This is a genomic window from Bradyrhizobium sp. USDA 4474 (assembly GCF_054057515.1).
Genome location: NZ_JBSRZJ010000002.1, coordinates 5,917,116 through 5,941,933, shown reverse-complemented (window position 1 = coordinate 5,941,933; position 24,818 = coordinate 5,917,116). Strand labels below are relative to the sequence as shown.

Below are 24,818 nucleotides of genomic sequence, written 5' to 3'. Positions count from 1 at the left end.
CCATGCCGCATTTTACGATCGAATATTCGGCCAATCTCGACAGCCGCCTCGACATCGGCGCCGTCTGCGAAGTCGTGCGCAAGGCCGCGGTCGAGACGGGCATCTTCCCGCTCGGCGGCATCCGCGTCCGCGCCATCAAATGCGAGCATTATGCGATCGCCGACGCCGGGCAGGACTACGGTTTCCTGGACATGGTGCTGCGCATCGGCGAGGGGCGCGATCTTCCGACTCGCCAGAAAGCGGGTGAGCACGTCTTCCAGGCGCTCTCGAAGCATCTTGATCCTGTCTTCACCGCCGGCAAGTTCGCCCTGTCGTTCGACATGCAGATCAACGACAAGGACACCAGCTGGAAGCGCAACAACATCCACGACGCCCTGAAAGTGGAGACAGCCCATGGATAAGCCAACACCCAAAGCCGACATGTTCCAGGCCAATCGCGACCGCGCAGCGCCGCTGCTGAAGAAGCTGCAGGCGGACGGGATCGATCACATGATCGACGGCAAGATCGTCCCGTCGATCTCGGGCGAGAGGTTCGAGACGAAATCGCCGGTGGATGGTGCAACGCTCGCGAGCGTCGCCCGGGGCAACGCCGAGGATATCGATCGCGCGGCCACCGCCGCCGCGCTCGCGTTCAAATCCTGGCGGGACATGGGCCCCGCGATGCGGAAGAAGCTGCTGCATCGCGTCGCGGACGCGATCGAGGACAACGCCGAAGACATCGCCGTGCTCGAATGCATCGACACCGGGCAGGCCTATCGCTTCATGGCCAAGGCCGCGATTCGGGCGGCCGAGAATTTCCGCTTCTTCGCCGACAAATGCGCCGAGGCGCGCGATGGCCTCAGTACGCCGAGCGACGAGCATTGGAACATTTCGACGCGCGTCCCGATCGGCCCGGTCGGCGTGATCACGCCCTGGAACACGCCGTTCATGCTCTCAACCTGGAAGATCGCTCCCGCGCTCGCAGCCGGCTGCACGGTGGTGCACAAGCCGGCCGAATGGTCGCCGGTGACGGCCGCTGTTCTGGCAAAGCTCGCCAAGGACGCCGGCGTGCCCGACGGTGTGCTCAACACCGTGCACGGCTTCGGCGAAGAAGCCGGCAAGGCGCTGACCGAACATCCCGCCATCAAGGCGATCGGCTTCGTCGGCGAGAGCGCGACGGGCTCCGCCATCATGGTCCAGGGCGCGCCGACCCTGAAACGCGTTCATTTCGAGCTCGGCGGCAAGAACCCGGTGATCGTGTTCGACGATGCCGATCTCGACCGCGCGCTCGATGCCGTCGTGTTCATGATCTACTCGCTCAATGGCGAGCGCTGCACCTCCTCGAGCCGGCTGCTGGTCCAGCAGACCATCGCCGAAAAATTCGTGGCGAAGCTGACGGCGCGCGTAAAGGCGCTGAAGGTCGGCCATCCCCTGGATCCCGCGACCGAGATCGGGCCCTTGATCCACGAGAGGCATCTGGCAAAGGTCTGCTCCTACTTCGACGTCGCGCGCCAGGATGGCGCCACCATCGCGGTCGGCGGCAAGGCCTATGACGGCCCGGGCGGCGGCCACTATGTCGAGCCGACGCTGGTCACAGGTGCGCACGGCAAGATGCGCGTGGCACAGGAGGAGGTGTTCGGCCCCTTCCTGACCGTGCTGCCCTTCAAGGACGAAGCAGAAGCGATCGAGATCGCCAACGACATCCGTTATGGTCTCACCGGCTATGTCTGGACCGACAATGTCGGCCGCGCGCTGCGCGTCGCCGACGCGCTGGAGGCCGGCATGATCTGGCTGAACTCGGAAAACGTCCGCCATCTGCCGACGCCGTTCGGCGGCATGAAGGCCTCGGGCATCGGCCGCGACGGCGGCGACTACTCGTTCGACTTCTACATGGAGACCAAGCATGTCTCGCTGGCGCGGGGCACGCACAAGATCCAGAAACTGGGACTCTGACGCTCGTCGCTCCGAGGGGAAACGCAAATGCCCGTACCGCAACATATCTTCGAGCCGCCGTTCAACATCATCCGCTCCAGCCACGTCGTGCTCGGCGTCACCGACCTGAAGTTGAGCCGCGCGTTCTACGAGACGGTCGTCGGCCTGCATGTCGAGGATTCCGACGATGACGTCGTTTACCTGCGCGCGGCCGAAGAGCATCAGCACCACTCGCTGGTGCTGCGCAAGGCGGCGGTGCCGGCCTGTAACCGGCTCGGCTTCAAGGTCGGCAATGACGGCGATCTCGACAAGGCGGCAAAGTTTCTCTCCGAGAACGGTCTTGGCTACGCTTTCGTCGATCAGCCGTTCCAGGGCCGCACGCTGCAATTCACCGACCCCTTCGGCTTCGAGATCGAGCTCTATGCGGCGATGGAGCGCCGACCGCATCTGCTGCGCCGCTTCGATCTCTACCGGGGATGCCACCCGCAGCGGCTCGATCATTTCAACGTATTTGCGGCCGAGGTGCAGGACACCGTCGAGTTCTACGCGCGGCTCGGCTTCCGCCTCACCGAATACGCCGAAGAGGACGGACCGAATGGCCGCATCGCGGCGGCCTGGATGCATCGCAAGGGCAATGTCCACGATTTTGCGATCACCAACGGCAAGGGCCCGCGGCTGCATCATTTCGCCTACTGGACGCCGACAGCGATGAACATCATCCATCTCTGCGACGTCATGGCCTCCGCAGGTTTCGTCAAGAACATCGAGCGCGGCCCCGGCCGTCACGGCATCTCGAACGCATTCTTCCTTTACGTCCGCGATCCTGATGGACATCGGCTGGAGCTCTACACCAGCGATTACTTTACCGGAGATCACGACCACGAACCGCTGCGCTGGTCGCTGCGCGATCCGCGCCGCCAGACGCTGTGGGGCGCGCCGGCGCCGCGCTCCTGGTTCGAGCAGGGCTCGCCGTTCCCGGGCCAGGCCGTGCGCGAGCCGAAATTCGTGGCCGACGTGCTGGTGGCGGATTGAGCCATGAAACTCCCTCGCCTCGCCACCTACTCGGTCAAGGGTGAAACCCGTTACGGCGCCGTCTTGGAGGGCGGCATTGTCGATCTCTCGGCGCGCTATGCGAAAGACTATCCGACGCTGCGCGAGATCATCGCGGCCGGCAAGCTGGTGAGCCTTGCCGAGGAAGCCGCCGGCCGCACGCCGGTTCACGCGCTCAGCGAGATCACCTGGCTGCCGCCGGTGCCCGCACCGGAAAAGATCATCTGCATCGGCGTCAACTATCCTGACCGCAATGCCGAGTACAAGGACGGCCAGGACGCGCCGAAATATCCGAGCATGTTCATGCGGGGGCCACGCTCATTCGTCGGCCACGACACGCCACTGGTGCGTCCGCACGCTTCGGCGCAGCTCGACTACGAGGGCGAGATCGTGCTGGTGATCGGCAAGGAGGGCCGGCACATCAAGGGAAGCGCCGCGCTCGATCACATCGCCGCACTGACGCTCTGCAACGAAGGCTCGGTGCGCGACTGGCTGCGCCACGCCAAATTCAACGTCACGCAGGGCAAGAATTTCGATTCCAGCGGCAGCCTCGGGCCATGGCTGGTGCCTTACACCAGGGAAGCCCAGCTTGCCGATATCCGCCTGACCACGCATGTCAACGGCGAGCTGAGGCAGGACGACCGCACCAGCCGGCTGATGTTTCCGTTCCGCTATCTCATCAGCTATATCTCGACCTTCGCGACGCTCGTGCCCGGCGACATCATCGTCACGGGCACGCCGACCGGCGCCGGTGCGCGGTTCGATCCGCCGCGCTATCTGAAGCCCGGAGATTTGATCGAGGTCGCCGCGGAAGGCATCGGCATCTTGCGCAACGGTGTCGTCGACGAAGCCTGAACAAGATTGGAATGATGCAATGACCACCCTCACCGGCGGCGAAGCGATCGTAAGCGGGCTCGTCGCCCACGGTGTCGACACCGTGTTCGGCCTGCCCGGCGCACAGGTCTACGGCCTGTTCGACGCCTTCCACCAAGCCCGGCTCAAGGTCATCGGCGCGCGGCACGAGCAGGCCTGCGGCTACATGGCGTTCGGCTATGCCCGTTCGAGCGGCAAGCCAGGTGTATTCAGCGTGGTGCCCGGCCCCGGCGTGCTCAATGCGAGCGCGGCGCTGCTCACCGCCTTCGGCTGCAACGAGCCGGTGCTGTGCGTCACCGGCCAGGTGCCGACGCAATTTCTCGGCAAGGGGCGCGGCCATCTGCACGAGATGCCGGATCAGCTCGCCACCTTGCGCAGCTATGTGAAATGGGCTGACCGTATCGAACATCCGGCTAACGCGCCGACCACCGTGGCACGAGCCTTCCAGGAGATGACCTCAGGCCGGCGCGGCCCCGCCTCGGTCGAGATGCCCTGGGACATTTTTACGCAGCGCGCCGACACCGCCGCAGCGCAGGTGCTGGAGCCACTGCCCGCGCCGCAACCCGACCCTGACATGATCAAGCAGGCCGCCGCGCTCATCAAAGGCAGCAAGGCGCCGATGATCTTCGTCGGCAGCGGCGCGATCGAGGCGCGCGAGGAAATCCTCGAGCTGGCCGAAATGATCGATGCACCCGTGGTCGCCTTCCGCAGCGGCCGCGGCATCGTCTCCAATGCGCACGAGCTTGGCCTGACCATGGCCGCCGCCTACAAGCTGTGGCCGAAGACGGACCTGATGATCGGCATCGGCACGCGGCTGGAGTTGCCGACCATGTCGCGCTGGCCATACCAGCCCGACGGCCTCAAGAGCATCCGCATCGACATCGATCCCGTCGAGATGCGGCGCTACCCGTCGAACACCGCGATCGTCGCTGACGCCAAGGCCGCAACCGCCGATCTCGCCGCCGCCGTCAGCAAGGCGGGCTACAGCAAGGCGTCGAGCCGCCGCGCCGCGATCCGCGAGGCCAGTGCGGCCGCGCTGGCAGAGATCCAGCGCGTCCAGCCGCAGATGGCTTATCTCAACATTTTGCGTGAGGTTCTGCCGGCGAGCGCAATCGTCACAGACGAATTGTCCCAGTTCGGCTTCGCCTCCTGGTACGGCTTTCCGATCTACCAGCCGCGTACCTTCATCACCTCGGGCTATCAGGGCACGCTCGGCTCCGGCTTCCCGACCGCGCTCGGCGCCAAGGTCGCCAATCCTGACAAGCCCGTGGTGGCGATCACCGGCGATGGCGGCTTCATGTTCGGCGTGCAGGAACTCGCCACCGCCGTGCAGTTCAACATCGGCGTGGTGACGCTGGTGTTCAACAACAACGCCTATGGCAATGTCCGCCGCGACCAGCGCGAACGCTTCGACGGCCGCGTGGTGGCGTCGGATCTGGTCAATCCCGACTTCGTGAAGTTGGCGGAATCCTTTGGTGTCGCCTCCGCGCGCGTCACCGCGCCGGATCAGTTCAAGGCGGCGATGGAGAAGGCGCTCGCGCATGGCGGCCCCTATCTGATCTCGGTCGAGGTGACGAGAGATTCGGAAGTCAGCCCGTGGGCGTTCATTCACCCGCCGAAGCCGTAGACGAGACATCGGCTTTCCGGAACTCTTCCCTTCTCCCCTCGCGGGAGCCGGAAATCAGCGCGTCCGGCGGAACGTCAGATTGATCCTGATGCGCCCGAGCAGCGGGTGCTCGCCCGCCGCGAGCGGCGCCACGCCGTGAAAGGCGAGCCTGCTAGGCCCGCCCCAGACCACGACGTCACCATGAACAAGCCGAAAACGGCGCGGCTTGTCGGCGCGCGCCAGGCCGCCGAACAGGAAGGTCGCGGGCAGGCCGAGCGAGACCGAGACGATCGGTGCCGAGAAATCCAGCTCGTCCTTGTCCTGATGCAGCGACAGCCGCGTGCCGGGCTCGTAGCGATTGACCAGGCAGGCATCGGGCGCAAAGCTTTGGAAGCCACCCTGCTCCGCGGCGCGGCGGGCGAGATCGCGCAGCACTTGCGGCATCGCCGGCCACGGCGCGCCGGTGCGCGGATCGATGGGATCATAGCGATAGCCGGTGTGATCGGTGATCCAGCCGCGCTCGCCGCAATTGGTCATGGCGACCGACATCTGGTAGCCGCCGGGCGTCGTCATGCGGCGGAACGGCGACTGCGCCACGATGGCGCGCACTGCTTCGATCAGCTCGCTTTCGATCGGCCTGACGAAGCCGCGCAGCAGCACGGCGCCGACGGCGATTTCCTCGCGCGACGGCTGGGCCTCGGCAACGCTATCGAACAGATCAGCCGTCAATCGCGGCGCTCATTTGGCATCGTGAAAGATCACACCCAGCGTGTGGCGCTGACCGGACCTGATCCGGCTGACGCCATGGCGCAGATTAACGCGATATGTGCCGCGCGTCCCCTGCACCGGACGGTGATGCACAGCGAAAGCAACCGCATCGCCCTGTGCCAGCGGAACCACCTCGGCGCGCGACTGCATGCGCGGGCGCTGCTCGGTCAGGACGAACTCGCCGCCGGTGAAATCGCGGCCGGGCTCGGACAGGAGAATCGCGACCTGAAGCGGGAACACGTGCTCGCCATAGAGATCCTGATGCAGGCAATTGTAGTCGCCAGCCTCGTATTGCAGCAGCAGCGGCGTCGGCCGCGGCTGCCCCGCCTCGTGGCAGCGCTTCAGGAAGGTCGCATGCGCCGTGGGATAGCGGATGTCGATCCCCATTGCCTCATTCCAGCTGTTAGCGACGCCTTGCAGATGTGCGTAGAGCGCCGGGCGCAGTTGGGCGATGATATCGGGCAGCGGATAGGAGAAGTATTTGTATTCTCCGCGGCCAAAACCGTGGCGCCCCATGACGATGCGGCTGCGGAAGTGCTCGTCGTCGGGATAGAGGGCGGAGATGGCGCGGCACTGGTCGGGCGTGAGCAGGCCCTTCAACACGGCGCAGCCGTGGGAATCGAGTTCGGCGGCGATTTGGGGCCAGTCGAGGGCCTCGACATGGGAGGCGAGGTCAGGAAGCGAAAGTTGAGCTGATTTACGTGCGGTCATTGTCATGGCAATCACCTTCGCAGCCGGACGTTCGCTCCGCCACCCGATTTCCGATGAGTCCCTCTCCGTCATCGCGAGCGGAGCGAAGCAATCCGGAGTCCCACCGCGGAACCGGTCTGGATCGCTTCGCGCGCAATGACGGAGGAGAGAGCTGCGGCGCGCGCCACCACGGCGGAGAGAGATCAGCCCCTCACCGGCAGCGTCACCACGTCGTAGCCATGCCTGATCGTCCTCTTCAGCACGGGATCCTCGAGCTCGAAATCGAAGCGCTCGGCCGGGCGGATGCCGCCCTTGGCGGCGAAGGTGCCGCCGAACATGGCGCAGCCGTCGGGGAATTTTCCGCCCTCGAAGCCTCGCGCGATCAGGTCGGCGACCGGCAGCATCGCGTCCAGCGTGCCCTCCTGGTAGAGCACGCGCTCGCCGTTGATCGTGGCGTAGGAGCGCAGGATCATCTTGTCCCAATGGCCGATGACGTCCTCGAGCTCCCAGAGCGTCGAGGCAATCGGCTTGTCGCACATCTGCTTGGAGACAGTCACGCTGTAGGCCTCGACCTTGCGGTCGGTGTGGTCGGAACCGCACCCGACGAAGATGCGCCCCTGCCAGCCGATCAGCACGAACTCGACCTCGCCGGAGGAGTCTCCGCCGGTGCATTCGATGCTGTCTTCCTGGGTCAGCCGCCGCGCCGAGGCGCGGTAGTAGATCGGGGTGGAGGCCGGCGGGGCGATACCCATCTCCTGCAGCTCGGCGATGTGCTTGTCGCGCGCAACGGGATCGCGGCCGGTCCAGCCGGCGATGACCATCTGATCGATCGCCAGCGTCAGCGGCGTGGTGGTATCCTCCGCGTCGACGGTGAAAGTGAGGTCAAACACGGATGACGGCCTCCATGCCCGCAGCCAGCTCCAAGATGCGGCGATCGGAGCCACCCGCGCCTGCAAGCATCAGGCCGACGGGCACCTCGCCCTCGCGATGCGCCGGCAGCGAGATGGCGCAGCCGTCGATCATGTTGATCAGGGTGCAATTGCGCAGCGCGCGCATGTTTTGGGTGGTGAAGGCCTTGTCGTCGGCGAGATCAGCGATCTTCGGCGGAGTGTTGGCGGTGGTCGGCAGCACCAGCCCGTCAAAGACTGCGATGCGGGCGTTGACCCGCGCAATCAACGAGCGGCGCTCGTTGAGGAGATCGATGTAGTCGGCCGCGCTCTGCGCCTCGCCGCGCATGATGCGCACGGACACGCGGGGGTCGTAGACGTCGCCCTTGGAGGTGATGAGGTAGCGATGCCAGGCGAAGCTTTCGGAGGCCGCAAAGCCGCCCTTGGCGTTCATCGGGCCGATGTCGTGGAACTCCGGCATCTCGATCCGCTCGATGATGGCGCCGTGATCGGCGAGCGACTTCAGCGCGCGCTCGAACGTCTCGGAAACCGCTGAATCGAGATCCTCGAGCGCGATGGTGGTCGGCACCGCCAGCCGCATTCCCTTCACCGGGCGCGGCTTCAACGCTGTGATCGCCTCGTTCGCGAGCACCGCATCGAGAATGGCGCAGCAGCTGACCGATCGCGCCAGGGGTCCTATGCTGTCGAGCGAGAACGACAGCGGCACGGAACCGTCCAGCGGCACGCGGCGCTGCGTCGGCTTGTAGCCGACGATGCCGTTATAGGCGGCGGGAATGCGGCAGGAGCCGCCGGTGTCGGTGCCGAGCGCGCCGTGCGCCATGCCATCCAGCACGGAGACGGCGGCGCCGGAGGACGAGCCACCGGGCACGTGGCCCTCGGCCCGGTTCCAGGCGCCTTTGGGTGTGCCATAGTGCGGATTGATGCCGATGCCGGAATAGGCGAACTCGGTCATGTTGGTGCGGCCGATCACGACGAAGCCGGCCTTGCGCAACCGCGCCACCGTGGCGGCGTCCTGCTCGGCCGGCGGGGAATCGTCGAGCGCGCGGGACCCGGCGCGGGTCACCTGGCCCTTGATGTCGAACAGATCCTTGATCGAGACCGGGATACCGGCATAGCGCGACGGCGCGGCCTTGGCCTTGCGCAGGGCATCCATCGCATCGGCCGTCGCGAGCGCAGCATCCTTGTCGACATGGATGAAGGTGCGCTGCCCCTCGCCGGCCGGATCGGCGATCCTGGCGATGCAGGCCTCGACCAGCTTGCGCGAGGTGGTACGGCCGCTTTCGAGGTCGTCGGCCAATGTAGCGAGGGTCGGGGCATTCGGCATGTCTGGTTCGCCTGCGTCGGGCGCGGCCACAACGTCGCCGCGCTATTTCAATCCAAAATAGGCGCGCCGCAGCGCCTCGTTGTCGGTCATCTCGGCAACGCTGCCGGAGAAGCGAATGCGCCCGCCTTCCAGAACAAATACGCGCGTTGCCACCTCAAGGAAACCGATATTCTGCTCGGCGATCAAAAGCGCGATGCCGCGCCCCTGCAGGCCGTTCAGAATGCGGATGACCTCCTTGACGAACAGGGGCGACAGCCCGGCCGAGGGCTCGTCCATGACGAGAAGCTTCGGCTCGGCCGCGAGCGCCTTGGCGATCCCGAGCATCTTGCGCTGTCCGCCCGACAGGCTGGAGGCCGCGTCGCGACGCTTGTCGCGCAGCACAGGAAACAGACCGTAGAGCTCGTCGAGTCGCCGGCGGGGATTGGCATGTCCCAGCGCCTGAGCCCCGACCAGGATATTCTCCTCGATCGACAGGTCGGGAAACACCGCGAGCTCCGACATGTAGGTCATGCCGAGCTTCATGCGGTCACTGGAGCGCATATGCGCGATATTCTGCCCGGCCAGCGCGATGCTGCCGTGACGGGCCTCGACCAGGCCGACCAGCGATTTCAGGAACGTGGTCTTGCCGGCACCATTGGCGCCGAGCAGCAGCACCGTCTCGCCCGCTTTGACATCGAGATCGACGCCCCACAGCACCTGCATGGTGCCGTAGCCCGCATCGACGCCTTCTGCGTGAAGAAGAGGCGTTGAGTCAGGCGGCATGCTCGCCTCCCAAAAACACCTCGATCACCTGCGGTTCCTTCACGGCCGCAGCGAGCTTGCCTTCGAAGATCTCCTTGCCGGCATTGAGAACGATGACCCGATCGGTGATGTGCTCGATGAACCCCATCAGATGCTCGACGACGATGATCGACATGCCGCTTGCGGCAAGCTGCTTGATCCGCTCGGCAATCCAGTCGAGCTCGGCGGGATTGAGCCCGGCTGCGAGCTCGTCGAGCAGCAGCAGGCGTGGTCGCGTGGCCAACGCGCGAACCAGATCCAGCATCTTCTGCTGCGCGCTGTTGAGATCGGCGGCCGGCCGATCCGCGACGGCGGCCAGCCGATATTCGTCAAGCAGCGCGTCGAGCCCCGGCGGCGTTCCTCCGATGTGCCCGTAGGCCAAGGCCACCCTGACGTTCTCGCGTACGGTCAGCGACATGAACGGCTTCGGCACCTGGAAAGTCCGGTTGATACCGCGATGGACAAGTTTGTGGGACGCAGTGCCGCCGATGGAGACGTCGTCGAACACGACGTCTCCGCCATCAGGTGCGTAGAGGCCTGATATCACGTTGATGGCCGTAGTCTTTCCCGACCCGTTCGGACCGACCAGCCCCAACACTTCACCTGGCGCGGCATGAAAGCTCAAGCCGTCGAGTGCGACGAAGCCGCCAAAGCGTTTCACCAGCTTGCGGACGCTGAGAATGGGTTTCGTATCAGGGGACATTCCAGCCCCTCCGCGTCGCCAGCGAGACCAGGCCCGCCGGCAGGAACAACACCAACCCCATGATGAGGAGACCGTAGATGAGCTGGAAATATTGCGGGGTCGTGAACCCGATCAGGTTGTAGACGCCGTACAGGATCAAGACGCCGATGATCGGACCGGAGATCGTCGCAACACCGCCGAACAGCGCGAAGACGATCGCGAAGATGCTGAAATCGCCGCTGAAGACGTTGTCGGGATAAAACACGGAGACGTACCAGGCATAAATGCCGCCCGCGAGCCCCGCCACCAGAGCCGACGCGAGCCATGCGGCGATACGCATCTTGACGACGTTGACCCCGGACATCGACGCGCTCACCGCGTCTTCGCGGACGGCCTGCAATGCCAGCCCGAAGCTCGAGTTCTTCAGGAAGACGACGCCGCCCACCGTCAGCGCCAGCACGACCAGGGCCGCATAGTAGGCGTATGTCGGGTTGAACGTGCCCGTCAGCGACACGCCGTACGGCCCCTTGGTGATGCCCTCCAATGCGGGGTTGGCGACAAGATGCAGCACGGCCAGTGACGCAGCGAGATTGGCAATGGCGAAATAGGCACCGGACAGCCGCAGCAATGGCGTCAGCAAGAGGCCGAGCAGGACGGCGACCAGCCCCGACGCCAGCACCGCCACGATCGCCGGCGACTGGTAGTGCATCACCAGCACCGCAAATCCGTAAGCACCGGCCCCGAAGAAGCCGACGTAGCCGAAGGGTAGATAGCCGGTGAAGCCGTAGATGATGTTGACGCCCTGCGCGAGGATCAGGAACGTGACGAAATTGAACAGCAGCAGATGATTCTGGTAGAGGCCCGGCAGGATCGCGAACGCGGCGATCAACGGCACCAGGATGAGCAGCACATGCTTGACGGCACTAGGCAACGCGCACCCGCCTTCCAAGCAGGCCGCTCGGACGTAGCAAGAGGATCAGAATCAGCAGCACGTAGGGCAGAAGGTCGGCCCACGAGCTGAGATAGGTCTGCACCATCATGTAGCAGACGCCGTAGACGACGCCACCAAGCGCAGTGCCGAGCGGATTGCCGAGCGAGCCCAGCACGACGATCGCAAACGACGTCACGGTCGCGTCAGCACCGAAAGCCGGCGTGATCGAACCGAACATGAACGGCGCAAACACGCCCGCAACCGCAGCAAGCCCAAGTCCGATTCCGAAGGCCGCGGCCGAGACGCGATCGACGTCGATGCCCGAGGCCAGCGCCTCGTCGCGTCGCGACATCACGGCGCGCGTCAAAGTGCCGAGCCGCGTGCGATAGAGATAAACGTAGACAAGGCCGATCGCGACCAGGCTGGTTGCCGCCGCGATCACCCAGGGCGCAGGAAACCCCTGACCGAGGATGCGAACGGGGCCGCTCGGCCCAGGCTTGCCGCCGAACAGCTGCGCCTGGATGGTCGAGAAAACCGTGCCGAGCAGCCGGCTCTGGATCGAGCGCTCGCTAGTGCCTGCGAAGATCGTGGTGATGGCTTCGACCACCTGCGAGAGGCCGAAAAACAGGATGATCGACAGCATTTCCGGATTTGCGGATCCCTGCAGGCGCGGCACCAGCACCCAATAGAGCAGCGTGCCGACCAGCAGAAACAAGACGAATGCCAGCGGCACCGCGAACAGCGGGTCTATCCCCGCCAGGGTGACGACGCCCAGCGCCACGAAGGCGCCGAGCATCAACACGTCGCCATGCGCAAGATTGACGATGCGCATGACGCCGAAGACGAGATTGAGTCCCATACCGACCAGGCTGAAATACAGCCCGAACAGCACGCCGGCGACCAACGCGTAGGTCAACATCGCAAGCCGGCTCCCGGGTTTCGCGCAGCAGGTTTGTCCGTCATGGCCGCGGATAGACCGGCTTTCCGGTCGCCGTCTCGTGAGGATAGATCGAGATGAACTTGATGTGGCCGTGATCGCCAAGCTCGAGCTGGCCGAGCGGCGTGAGTTCGCCGATCTGGCCGCCCATCTCGTCGAGCGCGAAGGTCCCGTCCAGCGTCTTCAGCTGATTGGACAGGCTGAAGGCGGCTTTGCGCAGCTCCAGCTGATCGAGGCTGGTCGCGACCGACAGGGTCTTTTCGATCACCAGAGCCGTCGTATATCCGGCGACCGAGTTGAAGCCGAACTCGACCTTGCCGTCGGTATATTTCTTGTCCCAGGCCGCCTTGTACTCGTCCATGTTCATCCCGAAGTTCACCGGATATTTCAGCTCCTGCGGCGGGACGTAGGTGAAGACGTGCTCGAGGCCCTTCTCGCCGACGTTCTTTTCGAGCAGCTCCGTCTCCAGACCCGCATAGATAGAGAACAGCATCTTGAAGTTGACGCCGACGTCCTGGACGTTGCGAAGGAACGCGATGTCGTTCGGCGCATAGCCGAAGTGAATCACCGCATCCGGATTCGTATTGGCGATGTTGTTGATGATGACGGTGTAGTTGGTCGTCTCGGTCGGAACGCCCTGATCGTAGACGATCTCGATCGGCGCGCCCGAGTCCTTGACGAATTTGCGGAAGGCATTCGCCTGCGTGCCCGTGAACTCGTTGGTCGCGTAGAGAATCGCGATCTTCTTGATGCCGAGGCCGGGCCCATCATGCGAAACGAAATCGGCGACGGGCTTCGGCCAGATGGTCGACACCGGATCGGCCATCAAGGCGATGTACGGATTGTCCTTGGAGAAGAAGCTGGCGCCGGTGCCGGTCTGATTGAACAGGAACATCTTGTGGTCGCGGGCAATCGCAACCGCAGGCGCGGTCAGCACCGAGCCGGAATCGGCGACCAGAAGATCAACCTTATCCTGGGTGATCAGCTGATTATACAACGTGGCCGCGGTCGCCGTGTTGCTCTGGTCGTCATAGGCAACGAGCTTGATCGGGATCTTCTTGTCGAACGCCTTCACAAACACGCCGCCCTCGGCGTTCTTCTGGTCGGCCCACAGCTTCAGTCCGTAGTGAACAGGCATCGAGATGGAGGCATAGCGCCCGCTCGACGCGTAAAGCGTGCCGATCTTGATCTCGGCCGGCGCGTCCGCAGCAAGGGCCGACGCAGCGAAGGTCAGACCTGCAATCAGCGCAACGCCCAGTGTTCTCAACATGGAATCCTCCCGATCTCTTCTTGTCTCGGCATCAATGTACCGTGCGGCCCTACTGACACACAAGCATGCCAACCGCAATTGTGCGCATGGTGGAATACATGGCTTGCAGATCTCAGTGCTGGACCGTTGACGCGCGACAGTCAATTGGCGCATCAAGATTGAAACGGGGCGAGCATCAGGCTTTCGCCTTTGGGAGGAGCTGCCGAGATGGCCGAACCGCAGCGCGCGCGACCGAAACCGACGCCGGAAACCCAGCATTTCTGGGAGGGCACGAAAGCCGGCGAATTGCGCCTGCAACGCTGCGACGCCTGCGCGCATGTCTATTTCCCGCCGCGTCCGTTCTGCCCGTCCTGCGCTTCGCGCAAGGTCTCCGTCTTCCAGGCCAGCGGCAAGGGTTTCCTCTACAGCTACGTGATCAACCATCGCCCCGCCGCACCCGGCTTCACGCCGCCTTACGCGATCGCCGTGGTCGAGCTCGCCGAGGGGCCGCGCATGATGAGCAACATCATCGACTGTCCGCAGACGCCTGAGGCACTCGAGCTCGACATGAAGCTCGAGGTCGCCTTCGAGGCGCTCGACGACAAGATCACGCTCCCCGTGTTCCGTCCGGCGAAGGGCTAGATCATGCGCAAGAACCAGGTTGCCGTCGTCGGTGCGGCCGAGACCACCGAGCTCGGCGTGATCCCCAACATGTCGCAGCTCCAGCTTCACGCGGACGCGGCGCTCAACGCCGTCGCCGATGCCGGGTTGAAGCTGTCGGACATCGACGGTTTCGCCACAGCCGTCGAGACGCCGCAGCAGGTCTGCCACTATCTCGGCATCAAGCCGACCTGGGTGGACGGCACTTCTGTCGGCGGCTGCTCCTTCATGCTGCACGTTCGCCATGCGGCTGCGGCGATCGAGGCCGGCCTGTGCAAGACCGTGCTGATCACGCATGCCGAGAGCGGCAAGTCGATGATCGGCAAGGCGCCACGCTCGATCCCGGCCGACAGCCTGCAGGGCCAGTTCGAGGCCCCCTACGGTGTCTACGGGCCGCCCAGCATGTTCCCGATCCCCGTGCTGCGTTTCATGAAGACCTACGGCATCACCCATGAGCAGCTTGCCTCGGTCGCGGTGGTGCAGCGTGAATGGGCCGCGAGAAATCCGCGCGCGACGATGAAGGACCCGATCACGGTCGCCGACGTCCTCAACTCGCGCATGATCGCCTATCCGTTCCGCCTGCTGCAGTGCTGCCTCGTCACTGACGGCGGCGGCGCGCTGATCCTGACCTCGGCCGACCGTGCCAAGGATTTTCCTCGCAAGCCCGTCTACATCATGGGCACCGGCGAGAGCGTGGAAACGCCGATGGTGAGCCAGATGGAGACGTTCAACTCCTCGCGTGCGTTCAAGACTGCAGGGCCGCTCGCCTTCAAGGAGGCCGGCATCGCGCACAGCGACGTCGATCACCTCATGATCTACGACGCTTTTGCACATCTGCCGTTGTTCGGCCTCGGCGATCTCGGCTTCATGCCATACGAGGAGACGGGCAGATTCATCGCGGATGGCAACACGCGGCCGGGAGCTGAGCTTCCGCTCAACACCAATGGCGGCGGATTGAGCTACATGCATTCCGGCATGTACGGCATGTACGCGCTCCAGGAGAGCGTGCGCCAGATGCGCGGCATCGCGCCGGCGCAGGTCCCTGGCGCGAAGATTTCGGTGTGCCACGGCGTTGGCGGCATGTTCGCCGCATCAGGCACGATCGTGTTCACGAACGAGAGGTAACCCCACATGAGCAAATCACTGCAGGACAAGGTCATCATCGTCACCGGCGCAGGCCGGGGCATCGGCCGCGAGATCGCGCTGCTCTGTGCGGCTGAGGGCGCCAAGGTCGTCGTCAACGATCCCGGGGGCGCCGCCGACGGCGCCGGCTCGAGCGCGACACCTGCCGAGGAGGTGGTCGAGGAGATCAAGAAGCGCGGCGGCGTCGCAGTGCCCAACTTCGAGTCGGTGGCGGAAGCCGTGCCCGCCAGCAAGATCGTGAAGACCGCGACCGATCATTTCGGCCGGCTCGACGGCGTCGTCAACAATGCCGGCATCCTGCGCGACATGATCTTTCACAAGATGAGCGTGGAAGCGTTCGAGGCCGTCATCAAGGTGCATCTGATGGGCTCGTTCTATGTCAGCCATGCCGCCGCGCGTATCTTCCGCGAGCAGGAGAGCGGCTCCTTCGTGCACTTCACCTCGACCTCCGGTCTGATCGGCAATTTCGGTCAGGCCAATTACGCCGCCGCCAAGCTCGGCATCATCGGCCTGTCCAAGTCGATTGCGCTCGACATGGGCCGCTTCAACGTGCGCTCGAACTGCGTCTCGCCGTTCGCCTGGACCCGTATGATCGGCACCATCCCGACCGAGACCGAGGCGGAGAAGGCGCGGGTCGAGAAGATCAAGCAGATGGGACCCGAAAAGATCGCGCCGATCTGCGCCTACCTGCTCTCCGATGCCGCCAAGGATGTCTCCGGGCAGATCTTCGGTGCGCGCATGAACGAACTGTTCCTGTTCAGCCAGAACCGTCCGCTGCGCTCGGTGCATCGTAGCGAAGGCTGGACGCCGCAGACGATCGCGGAACATGGTATGCCGGCGCTGAAGGGCTCGTTCTACAAGCTGGATCGCTCGGCGGATATCTTCCCCTGGGATCCGGTTTGAGGTTGCGCGAATAGTGAGCAGCGAATGGCGAACAGGGTTCTATTCGCTGCTCGCCATTCGCAAACTCGCTCCTTACCCCGTATTCCGCAAGCCTGCCGATATGCCGTTGATCGTGAGCTGAATCCCGCGCAGCACCTGCTCGTCCGGGTTCTGCGCGCGGTGCTCCCGCAAGAGCTCGACCTGCACGTGGTTGAGCGGGTCGAGATAGGGAAAACGGTGGCGCACGGAGCGCTCGAGCAACGGATTGCCCTGCAGCAGCCGGTCCTGCCCCATGATGTCGAGCAATGCCTCGATGCAGGAATGCCATTCCCTGCGGATGCGGCCGAAGATCTTTTCGCGCAGCGCCTCGTCCGGCACCAGCTCGGCATAGCGCGAGGCGATCGCAATCGAGCTTTTCGCAAGCACCATGTCCATGTTCGACAGCAGCATGCGGAAGAACGGCCATTCCTTGTAGAGCTCTTTCAGGAACGGCATGCCCTGTTGCGGATGCTCCGCGATCCATTGCTCGACCGCGCTGCCGAAGCCATACCAGCCCGGCAGCATCAGGCGGCACTGCGCCCAGGAGAACACCCAGGGGATCGCGCGAAGGTCCTCGATCGCGCGCGTCTTCTTGCGGGAGGCCGGACGGCTGCCGATGTTGAGCGTCGCGATCTCGTTGATCACGGTCGAAGCCCAGAAATATTCGACAAACCCGTCGGTCTCGTAGACGAGGCCGCGATAAGCCTTGAAAGCGAGGTTCGACAGCTCGTCCATCGCCGTCAGATATTCGCGACGCGGCGCGCTCTGGCGCGGCTGGAGCAGACTGGCATCCAGTGTCGCGGCCGCCAGGATTTCGAGATTGTTGCGGCCGACTTCCGCGTTGGAATATTTCGACGAGATGATCTCGCCCTGCTCGGTGATTCGGATCTGGCCGTTTACCGCCCCGCCCGGCTGCGCGACGATGGCATCGTAGCTCGGCCCTCCGCCGCGGCCGACCGAACCGCCGCGGCCGTGGAAAAGACGCAGCCGCACGTGGTGACGCTCGAACACGTCGACGAGGCCGATCTCGGCCTTGTAGAGTTCCCAACCCGAGGTGACGAAGCCGCCATCCTTGTTCGAGTCGGAATAGCCGAGCATGACTTCCTGCACGCTGCCGCGGCTGTCGACGAGGCGGCGGTAATCATGCAGCGACAGCATGCGGTCCATGATGCCTGATGACGCCTGCAAATCCTCGATGGTCTCGAACAGCGGCACGATGTTGATGGCGCTCCGCCCTGAGGGATGGACGAGGCCGACCTCCTTCAGCAGCACCGCCACTTCGAGCATGTCCGACATGCTCTTGCACATCGAGATGATGCATTGGGGAATGGCATCCGAGCCGAACATCGCATGCGCTTCCGCGGCGGCATGGAAGACGTTGAGCTCGCCCATGGTCTCGTCGCTGTATTTGACGAACGGCGAGACCAACGCACGCGTCGAGCGCAGTTCGTTGGTGAGCAGCGAGATGCGAGCATCCTCGCCGAGCGCAAGATAGGACATGCCGGGATTGGCGGCGTCAATCAGCTCGGCGATGGTTCGTTCGTGCACGGCCGAATTCTGGCGGATGTCGAGCCGCGCCAGATGGAAGCCGAAACAATCCACCGCGCGGCGCAGCAACCGCAGCCGGCCGCGCGCAATGACGCGGGCGTTGTTCGAGATCAGCGAGCGGTGCAGCACATCCAGGTCCGCCTGCAACTCCTTGACGCTGCCATAGGGCGCGCCCTTGCCGACGGGGCGGCGGGTGATCTCGACCTCGAGCTTTTCGGCCGTGGCGGTCAGGCGCGCATAGATTCCTGATACCGCGAGGCGATAGGGCTCGCCGCTCCGGTGCGGCGAGGTATCGGGCGAGCGCTCCGCCAGGTTCCGCAGCTCCCCGGAGACGTCGGCGAGATGGGCCGCAATCGACAGTTCCGAGCCGAGCACGTGCAGCTCGTTCAGATAAAACTGCATCACCCGGCTCGACTGAAGCCGTAGCGTGCCGCGCATCACGTCGGCGGTAACGAAGGGATTGCCGTCGCGATCGCCGCCGATCCAGCTGCCCATGCGCAGGAAAGAGGCGAGCTCGCCCGCGGCGTGCTCGCCGCCCTCCTCCAGCCGGTCTTCAAGCGCGTTGACCAGCCGCGGCACCTCGCGAAGGAAGGTATAATCGTAGAACGACAGGCCATTGGCGACCTCGTCGAGCACGGTGAGCTTGGTCCGGCGCAGCAGATTTGTCTGCCACAGCGTCAGCACCTCGCGGCGAAGCTGCTCGTCGCTGGCGGCGGCCTCATCCGCAGTCAAGGCGACGCGCTCGCGGCGGTCGAGCAACGCGGCGATCTCCATCTCGCGGTCCATCGTGCTCTTGCGGCGGACTTCGGTCGGATGCGCGGTCAGCACCGGGCTGACGAGCGCGCTCTTGAAGAAGCTGCGCAACGTATCCGCACCGATACCCGCGGCCTTGGCATTGGCTAAAGTCGACGCCAGGACACCGGAGCCGTTGGTGGCGCTGCGGGCACGCATCTGTCGGATGTTGTTCTGGTCCTCGGCGATGTTGGCGAGGTGGGAAAAATAGCTGAAAGCGCGGACGATCCGCACCGTCTCCGACGTCGACATGCTGTCGAGTATCTGCTCGAGCTCGCGGCGGGCCACTCGGTCCTCGTCGCGGTGGAACCGAATCGAGGTCTGTCGGATGCGCTCGACCAAATCGAACACATCCGCCCCCTCCTGGTCGCGCACCGTATCGCCCAGGATGCGTCCGAGCAGGCGAATGTCGTCGCGCAGGCGGGCATCCGCCTCCAGCGCCTGAACATCCTCAGGCCGGTTCGGTCGTACATCGGCAGCGTCAGATGGCACGGTCTGGAGGGACAAGGCTCGCTCCCCTTTTAGAGCTCCCAATGGCTCCTCGGTCCGGAGTGTGCGATATTTTTCTACCGCAGTGCAAGATGAAGTTGGGGGCGACGCGGCAACGTTCGCCGGTCAAGAGACAATTGCCGACCGGCGCAGACACACGTTATCGCTCTCGCGGCGCGCGCCCGAAGCTCTGCTGGGGCGCAGGGAAGGCCGGGCGCCGGCTGGCACCCAGGGTCCGCACGCGAGGAACGCACGCGGGGTGGCCACAGGTGACGCCGGGACATCCGGCTTATGCCGCGCTCTCCCCCGGGAGCGCTGCACGACGATCGCGAAACGTCCCTTTGACGTGCCGGAATGGTTGCGATTTACCGAAACGACGATTTCGATCAATCAGAAGATTTACATGCCCGTCCATTGACCTCCATGGGGCGTGTTTTGCCTGTCGGGCAACGCGAGGGATTTGGTGTGCACCCAAGGCTGCGGGCCTCCGCCGCCGCGGGTACGCGCAGGACGGGTTGAGCCCTGCGAAACCCATGGTGCTTCGTCATCGGCAGCGGGTTTGATGGTTCGCTTACGCCCTGCCATCGAGCTTCGTCATCGCGGATGGAGTGAGGGGTTTCGCAAGAGCTCAACCGATCATACGAACTTGCGGGCCGGAAACGCTCAGATTGCTTTGCGCGGGTCGGAGATGCGCCGGAAAGTTCTATCGATCCTTTGACATGAATCAAGTGAACCGATCGGAACGTGCTCATTTTGCGGCTTGCTGTTGGGGGCCACTGACCCAGGGAGATCATCGATGTTGAAGATCGTAGTGGCTGGAACAACTGCAATTTTCCTCACTGCATCCCCGATTGCCCTCGCGCAAAACGCGCAGACCTCTGCTCCCGCATCACCGGAACGGTTGAATGCGGCAGATCGGAATAACCTGGCGGAGATGAGGATTGATCTGGTCAAGGCCGCGCTGCAACTGACACCTGACCAGGAAAAGCTTTGGCCCCCTGTGGAGAGCGCCATTCGTGCGAGATCGGAGGATCGGAAGGCACGTCTTGCAAAAATCGGAGAAACAGTGGGCAGGCGGGCCGACCAAAATTCTGTCGAAGTGATGCGCAACCGTGACCCCATCGCCTTTTTGCAGCGCCGATCGGAAGCATTGGCTCAACGATCGGCCGATTTGGATAAACTCGCCGAGGCGTGGCAGCCGCTCTACAAAACGTTCAACTCCGAACAGAGGCAGCGCATGGCGGCCCTCGCGGTCCTTGTACTTCACGACATGAGCGACGCCGTGGAACGGCGTCGTGCGCTCGCTGAGGACGAGGACTGAAGCAAAGCCGTCTCTCTTCTAGACCGAATTCAGTTTGCCGCGTGTGCATCGACGGGAATGCAGCAGCGGGGCGATGTCAGCTTCGGGGTCGCAAGCCGACGAGGCACCCGACGCGGGCGACTTCCGCTCCGCTGCCCTGGGTCGACGTGCACCGATCCGCGCCTCACGCCGGCACGATCACCTTGCCGATCGGCCAGAGCGCGATGCCGGCGAGCTTCAGATGGGCCCAGGCGAAGGGAAGGCCGATAATGGTGATCGCAAAGAGGACGGCCGTAAGGAGATGGCCAAGCGCCAGCCACCAGCCGGCCAGCACGAACCAGATGATGTTGCCGATCACCCCGAGGGCACCGGTGCCGATATCGCTCATGCCGGTGACCTCCTCGCGGTTGACCGCCCGCGAGCCGAACGGCAACAGCGTGTAAATGGCGATGTTGAACGCCGCCCGCGCCCAGGGCAGGCCGATGATGGTGATCGCCATGGTGACCGACGCCACCAGCCAGCCGAATGCCATCCAGGCACCGCCAACGAGAATCCAGATGATGTTGAGCAGGATGGAAACCGGGGACATGTGATCATCCGGAGGTCAATGATCCCGTCTATATACCCGCGAAATCCGCCACTGCGAAGACGAGAACGTCCTCAAATTTTTCGCCCCGCCTGCTCCCAATAGGGATCGCGCAGGCGGCGCTTGAAGATCTTTCCGGAGTCTTCGCGCGGCAGTCCGGTGCGGATCTCGATATGCTTCGGCACCTTGTAGTCGGCGAGCGAGCTCTTCAGCCGCGCACGGATCCCCGCGGCATCCAGCGTAACCCCTGGTTGCGGCTCGACCACCGCCATCAGCGCTTCGCCGAACTCGGCGTCCGGGATGCCGAACACGGCGCAATCATGCACGCCTGGTGTGGCATGCAGCACGGACTCGATCTCAGCCGGATAGATGTTGACGCCGCCCGAGATCACCATGTCGCGCTTGCGGTCGCAGATGAAGACGTAGCCGTCTTCGTCGATATAGCCGACGTCGCCTGATGTGATGAAGCCATCGCGGTCGATCTCGGCGCGCTTCTCCGGCTTGTTGTGATAGGTGAAGTCGGCCATGGCAGGCATTCGCGAATAGATCTCGCCGATTCCGCCGACGCCGAGCACGCGGCCGTCATCGCCGATGAAGCGCAGCTCTGCGCCGGGAGAGACCTTGCCGACCGTGCCCGGCTTCTTCAGCGCGTCGTCCGAGGTTGCGAAGGTGACGGCGCTGGATTCGGTCGAGCCGTAGAATTCGTAGATCACCGGGCCCCACCATTCGATCATGGCGCGCTTGACGTCGGCCGGACAAGGCGCTGCGGCATGAATGATGTGGCGGAGTGAGGAGACGTCGTATGCCTTGCGCACCTCCTCCGGCAGCTTCATCAGGCGGATGAACATGGTCGGCACCATGAAGATGGTGTCGATTGCGTATCGCTCGATCAGTTGCAGGAACTCTTCGGCTTCGAAACGCGGCATCAGGACCAGGACACCGCCGAGCTTGCCTGCGCGAATGCCGAACGAGTTCGGTGCCGAATGATAGAGCGGGCCCGGCAGGATCGCACGGGCGCCGGGCTTCAGCCCATAGATCATTGCGCGCATGCGCTCGCCGGCGGCCTGCTGCTCCGGCGTCGGTACGTTGCGGCGCACGCCTTTGGGGTGGCCTGTCGTCCCCGACGTATAGATCATGTTCATGGGCTGCGCCACGACCGGGCCGTCATAGGGGTGGAATTGCGCGAGCCATGTCTCAAACTCGATCGCAAAATCTGGCGTCTTCAAATGATCCGGATCGATCTTGTAGCTGGAGAGGATCTCCAGCGGCGTCGGCACGCTGAGCACGGTCATGCCCTTCGGAATCGCATCGCGCAAGGCGTGCAGCATGTCGGCGTGTCCGATCAGCACCGACGTGCCGGTGTCATTGAGGATGTAGTTGATCTCCTCCGGCTTGAAATGCCAGTTGATCGGAACGCCGTAGGCACCGAGCCGCATGGCGGCATAGGCGGCCTCCAGGAACGCAATGTCGTTGCGCATCAGCATGCAGACGCAATCGCCTTGGCTGACGCCGATTTCGGCAAGACCCGATGCGATCCGATCGGCGCGTTCGGCGACCTCGGCGTGGGAACGGCGGCGGTCGCCGGAGACGATGCCGAGGAATTTGGACGTTTCGCTCATTTTTGTTGTCCGATCTTTCGTCGGTTAAACTGTCGTTACTACCACGCTCGTCATTCCGGGATGCGCGAGGGCGCAGGCCCGCAATCCATACTCCCGATCGTGATTATGGATTCCGGGCTCGATGCTGCGCATCGCCCCGGAATGACGGGAGGTTAATCCACATACTTCGCCGCGCGCTTCTCGAGATTGGAGCGCACCGCTTCGGTCTGGTTCGCACTGCCGATCAGCTTCTGTTGCTCGACGGATTCAGCGAGCAGCGCGGGACCGGGATCGACCGACAGGTTGTTGAGCAGCCGCTTCGCCGCCCGGATTGCATCGGGGCTTTTTTCCGCGATCTCGCGCGCGACCTCGAGGGCTACAGCCCGTGGGTCATCGCAGATGCGCGTAGCAAGGCCGTAGTTCATCGCCTCCTGCGCGGAGAAGATGCGACCGCTGTAGGTGAGATCGCGCAGGATATCGTCGCGCACCAGCGAGGCCAGGATCGGCGTGCCCGCCATGTCAGGCACGAGGCCCCATTTGATTTCCATGATCGACATTCGCGCATCGGGTGCGACAAAACGCATGTCGGCGCCGAGCGAGAGCTGAAAGCCTCCGCCGAAGGCAACGCCGTGCACGGCGGCGATCACGGGAACCGGAAGCTGGCGCCATCCCCATACCGCGGCTTGCGGAAAGTTCGCCTGGCCGTGCGTGCGCTTGGTGAGATCGCGATTTTCGCCACCCGGAATTCCGTTGCCGCCCTTCTCCTTCATGGCGGCAAAACGCCCCATGTCGAGACCGGCGCAGAACGCGCGCCCCTCGCCCGAGAGCACGACGGCGCGCAGGCCTTTTTCCGTCGAAAGCCGCTCGGTTGCCGCAACCAGAGCCTCAAACATGGCCTGATCGAGCGCATTCATCTTATCCGCGCGCACCAGGCGCACGTCGGCGACGCCTTCCGAGATCGAGATCGAAACGCGCTCTTCCATGGATGAAATCTCCCCTGTTCTTGTTCGGTGCCGCTTTACAGAAAGCCGACGGCCGGATTTAGTCAATCGACCAATTAACTGACAATCCGTACGGGAGAAACAGCCATGTTCAAGGAAAATCTTCTGGCTGGGCGGCGCATTCTCGTGACCGGCGGCGGGACCGGCCTGGGCAAATCGATGGCGGCACGCTTCCTCCAGCTCGGCGCAGAGGTGCACATCTGCGGCCGGCGCAAGATCGTCTGCGACGAGACCGCAATCGAGCTGATGGATCAGTACGGCGGCCGCGTCACCAGCCACGGCGTCGACATCCGCAACGCGCTCGCGGTCGAGGAGATGGTCGAGACCATCTTTCGGGACGCGCCGCTGACCGATCTCGTCAACAATGCCGCCGGCAATTTCATCTCGCGCACGGAAGAGCTCTCGCCGCGCGGCTTCGACGCGGTCGCCAACATCGTCATGCACGGCACGTTCTATGTGACGCATGCGGTCGGCAAGCGCTGGATCGCGCTGAAGCAACCCGGCAACGTGGTGTCGATCACCGTGACCTGGGTGCGCAACGGCTCGCCTTACGTGGTGCCGTCGGCGATGAGCAAGTCGGCGATCCACGCCATGACGATGTCGCTCGCGACCGAATGGGGCCGCTACGGCATCCGGCTCAACACGATCGCGCCGGGCGAGATCCCGACCGAAGGCATGAGCAAGCGGATCAAGCCCGGCGACGAGGCCGGCGCGCGCACCAAGGCGATGAATCCGATGGGCCGCGTCGGCAGCATGGAGGAGCTGCAGAACCTGGCTACATTCCTGATCTCCGGCGGCTGCGACTGGATCAATGGCGAGACCATCGCCATGGACGGCGCGCAGGCGCTCGCCATGGGCGGCAATTTCTACCAGCTCCGCGACTGGGGCGACGACGATTGGAAAACCGCGCGCGAAAGCATCATGGCGCAGAACGAGAAGGACCGGGCGAAGCGCGGGTGACCACGTCGTCCGGCGAAGGCCGGGACGACGTGCTGAGAGAGCTTCCGCACCTTGTCTTCACCTGCAGATGACGTCACACTCCCAAGCCTAAAACAAATCGCCATGGGAGAA

At 64.0% G+C, this 24,818-nt stretch carries 23 protein-coding genes; 10 read left to right on the top strand and 13 right to left on the bottom strand.

The genetic code is table 11. The features are described from left to right. Positions 1–2 precede the first annotated feature (2 nt). From ACVW16_RS29545 to ACVW16_RS29525, 5 genes are read left to right on the top strand one after another with little or no spacing between them, the layout of a single operon-like run. Complete coding sequence (locus ACVW16_RS29545) at positions 3–401, top strand: 5-carboxymethyl-2-hydroxymuconate isomerase (protein WP_456702532.1); 399 nt, start codon at positions 3–5, stop codon at positions 399–401. Further along, positions 394–1,932: a 5-carboxymethyl-2-hydroxymuconate semialdehyde dehydrogenase gene (gene hpaE, locus ACVW16_RS29540; protein WP_456738119.1), complete on the top strand. Its 1,539-nt coding sequence runs from the start codon at positions 394–396 to the stop codon at positions 1,930–1,932. The genes ACVW16_RS29545 and hpaE overlap by 8 nt, the downstream gene beginning before the upstream one ends. Positions 1,933–1,959: 27 nt before the next feature. Then, the gene (hpaD, locus tag ACVW16_RS29535; protein ID WP_456738118.1) at positions 1,960–2,943 is read left to right on the top strand and encodes a 3,4-dihydroxyphenylacetate 2,3-dioxygenase; all 984 of its coding nucleotides are present in this window, start codon (positions 1,960–1,962) and stop codon (positions 2,941–2,943) included. 3 nt (positions 2,944–2,946) lie between these two features. Next, a complete protein-coding gene (locus ACVW16_RS29530; protein ID WP_456738117.1) occupies positions 2,947–3,816 on the top strand; it encodes a fumarylacetoacetate hydrolase family protein in 870 nt (289 codons plus the stop codon). A 19-nt stretch (positions 3,817–3,835) separates the two neighbouring features. Further along, a complete protein-coding gene (locus ACVW16_RS29525; protein WP_456702528.1) occupies positions 3,836–5,461 on the top strand; it encodes a thiamine pyrophosphate-dependent enzyme in 1,626 nt (541 codons plus the stop codon). Positions 5,462–5,515: 54 nt separating this feature from the next. Here the strand turns inward: ACVW16_RS29525 and alkB are convergent, their stop codons facing one another. The 9 genes from alkB to ACVW16_RS29480 form a co-directional block, all read right to left on the bottom strand. Continuing rightward, positions 5,516–6,169 carry a DNA oxidative demethylase AlkB gene (alkB, locus tag ACVW16_RS29520; RefSeq protein WP_456738116.1) on the bottom strand — a complete coding sequence of 218 codons (654 nt, stop codon included), beginning with the start codon at positions 6,167–6,169 and terminating at the stop codon, positions 5,516–5,518. Positions 6,170–6,178: 9 nt separating this feature from the next. Beyond that, positions 6,179–6,925: a 2OG-Fe(II) oxygenase gene (locus ACVW16_RS29515; RefSeq protein ID WP_456738488.1), complete on the bottom strand. Its 747-nt coding sequence runs from the start codon at positions 6,923–6,925 to the stop codon at positions 6,179–6,181. A 176-nt stretch (positions 6,926–7,101) separates the two neighbouring features. Further along, positions 7,102–7,788 (bottom strand): DUF2848 domain-containing protein, encoded by a 687-nt coding sequence (locus ACVW16_RS29510; RefSeq protein ID WP_456738114.1) that lies wholly within the window; start codon positions 7,786–7,788, stop codon positions 7,102–7,104. Next, the gene (locus ACVW16_RS29505; protein ID WP_456738113.1) at positions 7,781–9,130 is read right to left on the bottom strand and encodes an amidase; all 1,350 of its coding nucleotides are present in this window, start codon (positions 9,128–9,130) and stop codon (positions 7,781–7,783) included. Before ACVW16_RS29505 ends, ACVW16_RS29510 begins: the two co-directional genes overlap by 8 nt. Before the next feature lie 42 nt (positions 9,131–9,172). Further along, complete coding sequence (locus ACVW16_RS29500) at positions 9,173–9,892, bottom strand: ABC transporter ATP-binding protein (RefSeq protein ID WP_456738112.1); 720 nt, start codon at positions 9,890–9,892, stop codon at positions 9,173–9,175. Then, positions 9,882–10,613 carry an ABC transporter ATP-binding protein gene (locus ACVW16_RS29495; RefSeq protein WP_456702522.1) on the bottom strand — a complete coding sequence of 244 codons (732 nt, stop codon included), beginning with the start codon at positions 10,611–10,613 and terminating at the stop codon, positions 9,882–9,884. The genes ACVW16_RS29500 and ACVW16_RS29495 overlap by 11 nt, the downstream gene beginning before the upstream one ends. Continuing rightward, on the bottom strand, positions 10,603–11,523 hold the full coding sequence (locus ACVW16_RS29490) for a branched-chain amino acid ABC transporter permease (RefSeq protein WP_456702521.1): 921 nt from the start codon (positions 11,521–11,523) through the stop codon (positions 10,603–10,605). The genes ACVW16_RS29495 and ACVW16_RS29490 overlap by 11 nt, the downstream gene beginning before the upstream one ends. Then, a complete protein-coding gene (locus ACVW16_RS29485; RefSeq protein ID WP_456738111.1) occupies positions 11,516–12,442 on the bottom strand; it encodes a branched-chain amino acid ABC transporter permease in 927 nt (308 codons plus the stop codon). The genes ACVW16_RS29490 and ACVW16_RS29485 overlap by 8 nt, the downstream gene beginning before the upstream one ends. A 40-nt stretch (positions 12,443–12,482) precedes the next feature. Continuing rightward, complete coding sequence (locus tag ACVW16_RS29480; protein ID WP_456738110.1) at positions 12,483–13,730, bottom strand: amino acid ABC transporter substrate-binding protein; 1,248 nt, start codon at positions 13,728–13,730, stop codon at positions 12,483–12,485. A gap of 207 nt (positions 13,731–13,937) precedes the next feature. Here ACVW16_RS29480 and ACVW16_RS29475 point away from each other — a divergent pair, with 207 nt between their 5' ends. The 3 genes from ACVW16_RS29475 to ACVW16_RS29465 are packed head-to-tail and all read left to right on the top strand — an operon-like array spanning position 13,938 to position 16,415. Beyond that, complete coding sequence (locus tag ACVW16_RS29475) at positions 13,938–14,351, top strand: Zn-ribbon domain-containing OB-fold protein (protein WP_456702518.1); 414 nt, start codon at positions 13,938–13,940, stop codon at positions 14,349–14,351. A gap of 3 nt (positions 14,352–14,354) precedes the next feature. Beyond that, positions 14,355–15,494 carry a thiolase C-terminal domain-containing protein gene (locus tag ACVW16_RS29470; RefSeq protein ID WP_456738109.1) on the top strand — a complete coding sequence of 380 codons (1,140 nt, stop codon included), beginning with the start codon at positions 14,355–14,357 and terminating at the stop codon, positions 15,492–15,494. 6 nt (positions 15,495–15,500) lie between these two features. After that, a complete protein-coding gene (locus tag ACVW16_RS29465) occupies positions 15,501–16,415 on the top strand; it encodes an SDR family oxidoreductase (RefSeq protein ID WP_456702516.1) in 915 nt (304 codons plus the stop codon). A 72-nt stretch (positions 16,416–16,487) separates the two neighbouring features. Here the strand turns inward: ACVW16_RS29465 and ppc are convergent, their stop codons facing one another. Beyond that, positions 16,488–19,280, bottom strand: coding sequence for a phosphoenolpyruvate carboxylase (ppc, locus tag ACVW16_RS29460; protein WP_456738108.1), 2,793 nt, complete (start codon positions 19,278–19,280; stop codon positions 16,488–16,490). Between the two features lie 778 nt (positions 19,281–20,058). Here ppc and ACVW16_RS29455 point away from each other — a divergent pair. Continuing rightward, positions 20,059–20,583 (top strand): Spy/CpxP family protein refolding chaperone, encoded by a 525-nt coding sequence (locus ACVW16_RS29455; RefSeq protein WP_456702514.1) that lies wholly within the window; start codon positions 20,059–20,061, stop codon positions 20,581–20,583. A gap of 163 nt (positions 20,584–20,746) precedes the next feature. On the opposite strand, the gene ACVW16_RS29450 is transcribed toward ACVW16_RS29455, so the two are convergent. From ACVW16_RS29450 to ACVW16_RS29440, 3 genes are all read right to left on the bottom strand, one after another. Then, on the bottom strand, positions 20,747–21,151 hold the full coding sequence (locus ACVW16_RS29450; protein ID WP_456738107.1) for a YccF domain-containing protein: 405 nt from the start codon (positions 21,149–21,151) through the stop codon (positions 20,747–20,749). A gap of 71 nt (positions 21,152–21,222) precedes the next feature. Further along, positions 21,223–22,767 (bottom strand): acyl-CoA synthetase, encoded by a 1,545-nt coding sequence (locus ACVW16_RS29445; protein ID WP_456738106.1) that lies wholly within the window; start codon positions 22,765–22,767, stop codon positions 21,223–21,225. Positions 22,768–22,919: 152 nt separating this feature from the next. Further along, the gene (locus ACVW16_RS29440) at positions 22,920–23,729 is read right to left on the bottom strand and encodes a crotonase/enoyl-CoA hydratase family protein (protein WP_456702511.1); all 810 of its coding nucleotides are present in this window, start codon (positions 23,727–23,729) and stop codon (positions 22,920–22,922) included. A gap of 105 nt (positions 23,730–23,834) precedes the next feature. Between ACVW16_RS29440 and ACVW16_RS29435 the strand changes: the two genes are divergently transcribed. Further along, positions 23,835–24,707, top strand: coding sequence for an SDR family oxidoreductase (locus ACVW16_RS29435; RefSeq protein WP_456702510.1), 873 nt, complete (start codon positions 23,835–23,837; stop codon positions 24,705–24,707). Positions 24,708–24,818 lie beyond the last annotated feature (111 nt).

What these genes read in the sequence shown, in the direction of transcription:
- ACVW16_RS29530 (WP_456738117.1), top strand. Translation starts at nt 2,947, where the DNA reads ATGAAACTCCCTCGCCTCGCCACCTACTCGGTCAAGGGTGAAACCCGT.
- hpaD (WP_456738118.1), top strand. Translation starts at nt 1,960, where the DNA reads ATGCCCGTACCGCAACATATCTTCGAGCCGCCGTTCAACATCATCCGC.
- ACVW16_RS29435 (WP_456702510.1), top strand. Translation starts at nt 23,835, where the DNA reads ATGTTCAAGGAAAATCTTCTGGCTGGGCGGCGCATTCTCGTGACCGGC.
- ACVW16_RS29485 (WP_456738111.1), bottom strand. Translation starts at nt 12,442, where the DNA reads ATGTTGACCTACGCGTTGGTCGCCGGCGTGCTGTTCGGGCTGTATTTC.
- ACVW16_RS29465 (WP_456702516.1), top strand. Translation starts at nt 15,501, where the DNA reads ATGAGCAAATCACTGCAGGACAAGGTCATCATCGTCACCGGCGCAGGC.
- ACVW16_RS29445 (WP_456738106.1), bottom strand. Translation starts at nt 22,767, where the DNA reads ATGAGCGAAACGTCCAAATTCCTCGGCATCGTCTCCGGCGACCGCCGC.
- hpaE (WP_456738119.1), top strand. Translation starts at nt 394, where the DNA reads ATGGATAAGCCAACACCCAAAGCCGACATGTTCCAGGCCAATCGCGAC.
- ACVW16_RS29505 (WP_456738113.1), bottom strand. Translation starts at nt 9,130, where the DNA reads ATGCCGAATGCCCCGACCCTCGCTACATTGGCCGACGACCTCGAAAGC.
- ACVW16_RS29495 (WP_456702522.1), bottom strand. Translation starts at nt 10,613, where the DNA reads ATGTCCCCTGATACGAAACCCATTCTCAGCGTCCGCAAGCTGGTGAAA.
- ACVW16_RS29500 (WP_456738112.1), bottom strand. Translation starts at nt 9,892, where the DNA reads ATGCCGCCTGACTCAACGCCTCTTCTTCACGCAGAAGGCGTCGATGCG.
- ACVW16_RS29450 (WP_456738107.1), bottom strand. Translation starts at nt 21,151, where the DNA reads ATGTCCCCGGTTTCCATCCTGCTCAACATCATCTGGATTCTCGTTGGC.
- ACVW16_RS29470 (WP_456738109.1), top strand. Translation starts at nt 14,355, where the DNA reads ATGCGCAAGAACCAGGTTGCCGTCGTCGGTGCGGCCGAGACCACCGAG.
- ACVW16_RS29475 (WP_456702518.1), top strand. Translation starts at nt 13,938, where the DNA reads ATGGCCGAACCGCAGCGCGCGCGACCGAAACCGACGCCGGAAACCCAG.
- ACVW16_RS29455 (WP_456702514.1), top strand. Translation starts at nt 20,059, where the DNA reads ATGTTGAAGATCGTAGTGGCTGGAACAACTGCAATTTTCCTCACTGCA.
- ACVW16_RS29440 (WP_456702511.1), bottom strand. Translation starts at nt 23,729, where the DNA reads ATGGAAGAGCGCGTTTCGATCTCGATCTCGGAAGGCGTCGCCGACGTG.
- ACVW16_RS29515 (WP_456738488.1), bottom strand. Translation starts at nt 6,925, where the DNA reads ATGACAATGACCGCACGTAAATCAGCTCAACTTTCGCTTCCTGACCTC.
- ACVW16_RS29545 (WP_456702532.1), top strand. Translation starts at nt 3, where the DNA reads ATGCCGCATTTTACGATCGAATATTCGGCCAATCTCGACAGCCGCCTC.
- ACVW16_RS29525 (WP_456702528.1), top strand. Translation starts at nt 3,836, where the DNA reads ATGACCACCCTCACCGGCGGCGAAGCGATCGTAAGCGGGCTCGTCGCC.
- ACVW16_RS29480 (WP_456738110.1), bottom strand. Translation starts at nt 13,730, where the DNA reads ATGTTGAGAACACTGGGCGTTGCGCTGATTGCAGGTCTGACCTTCGCT.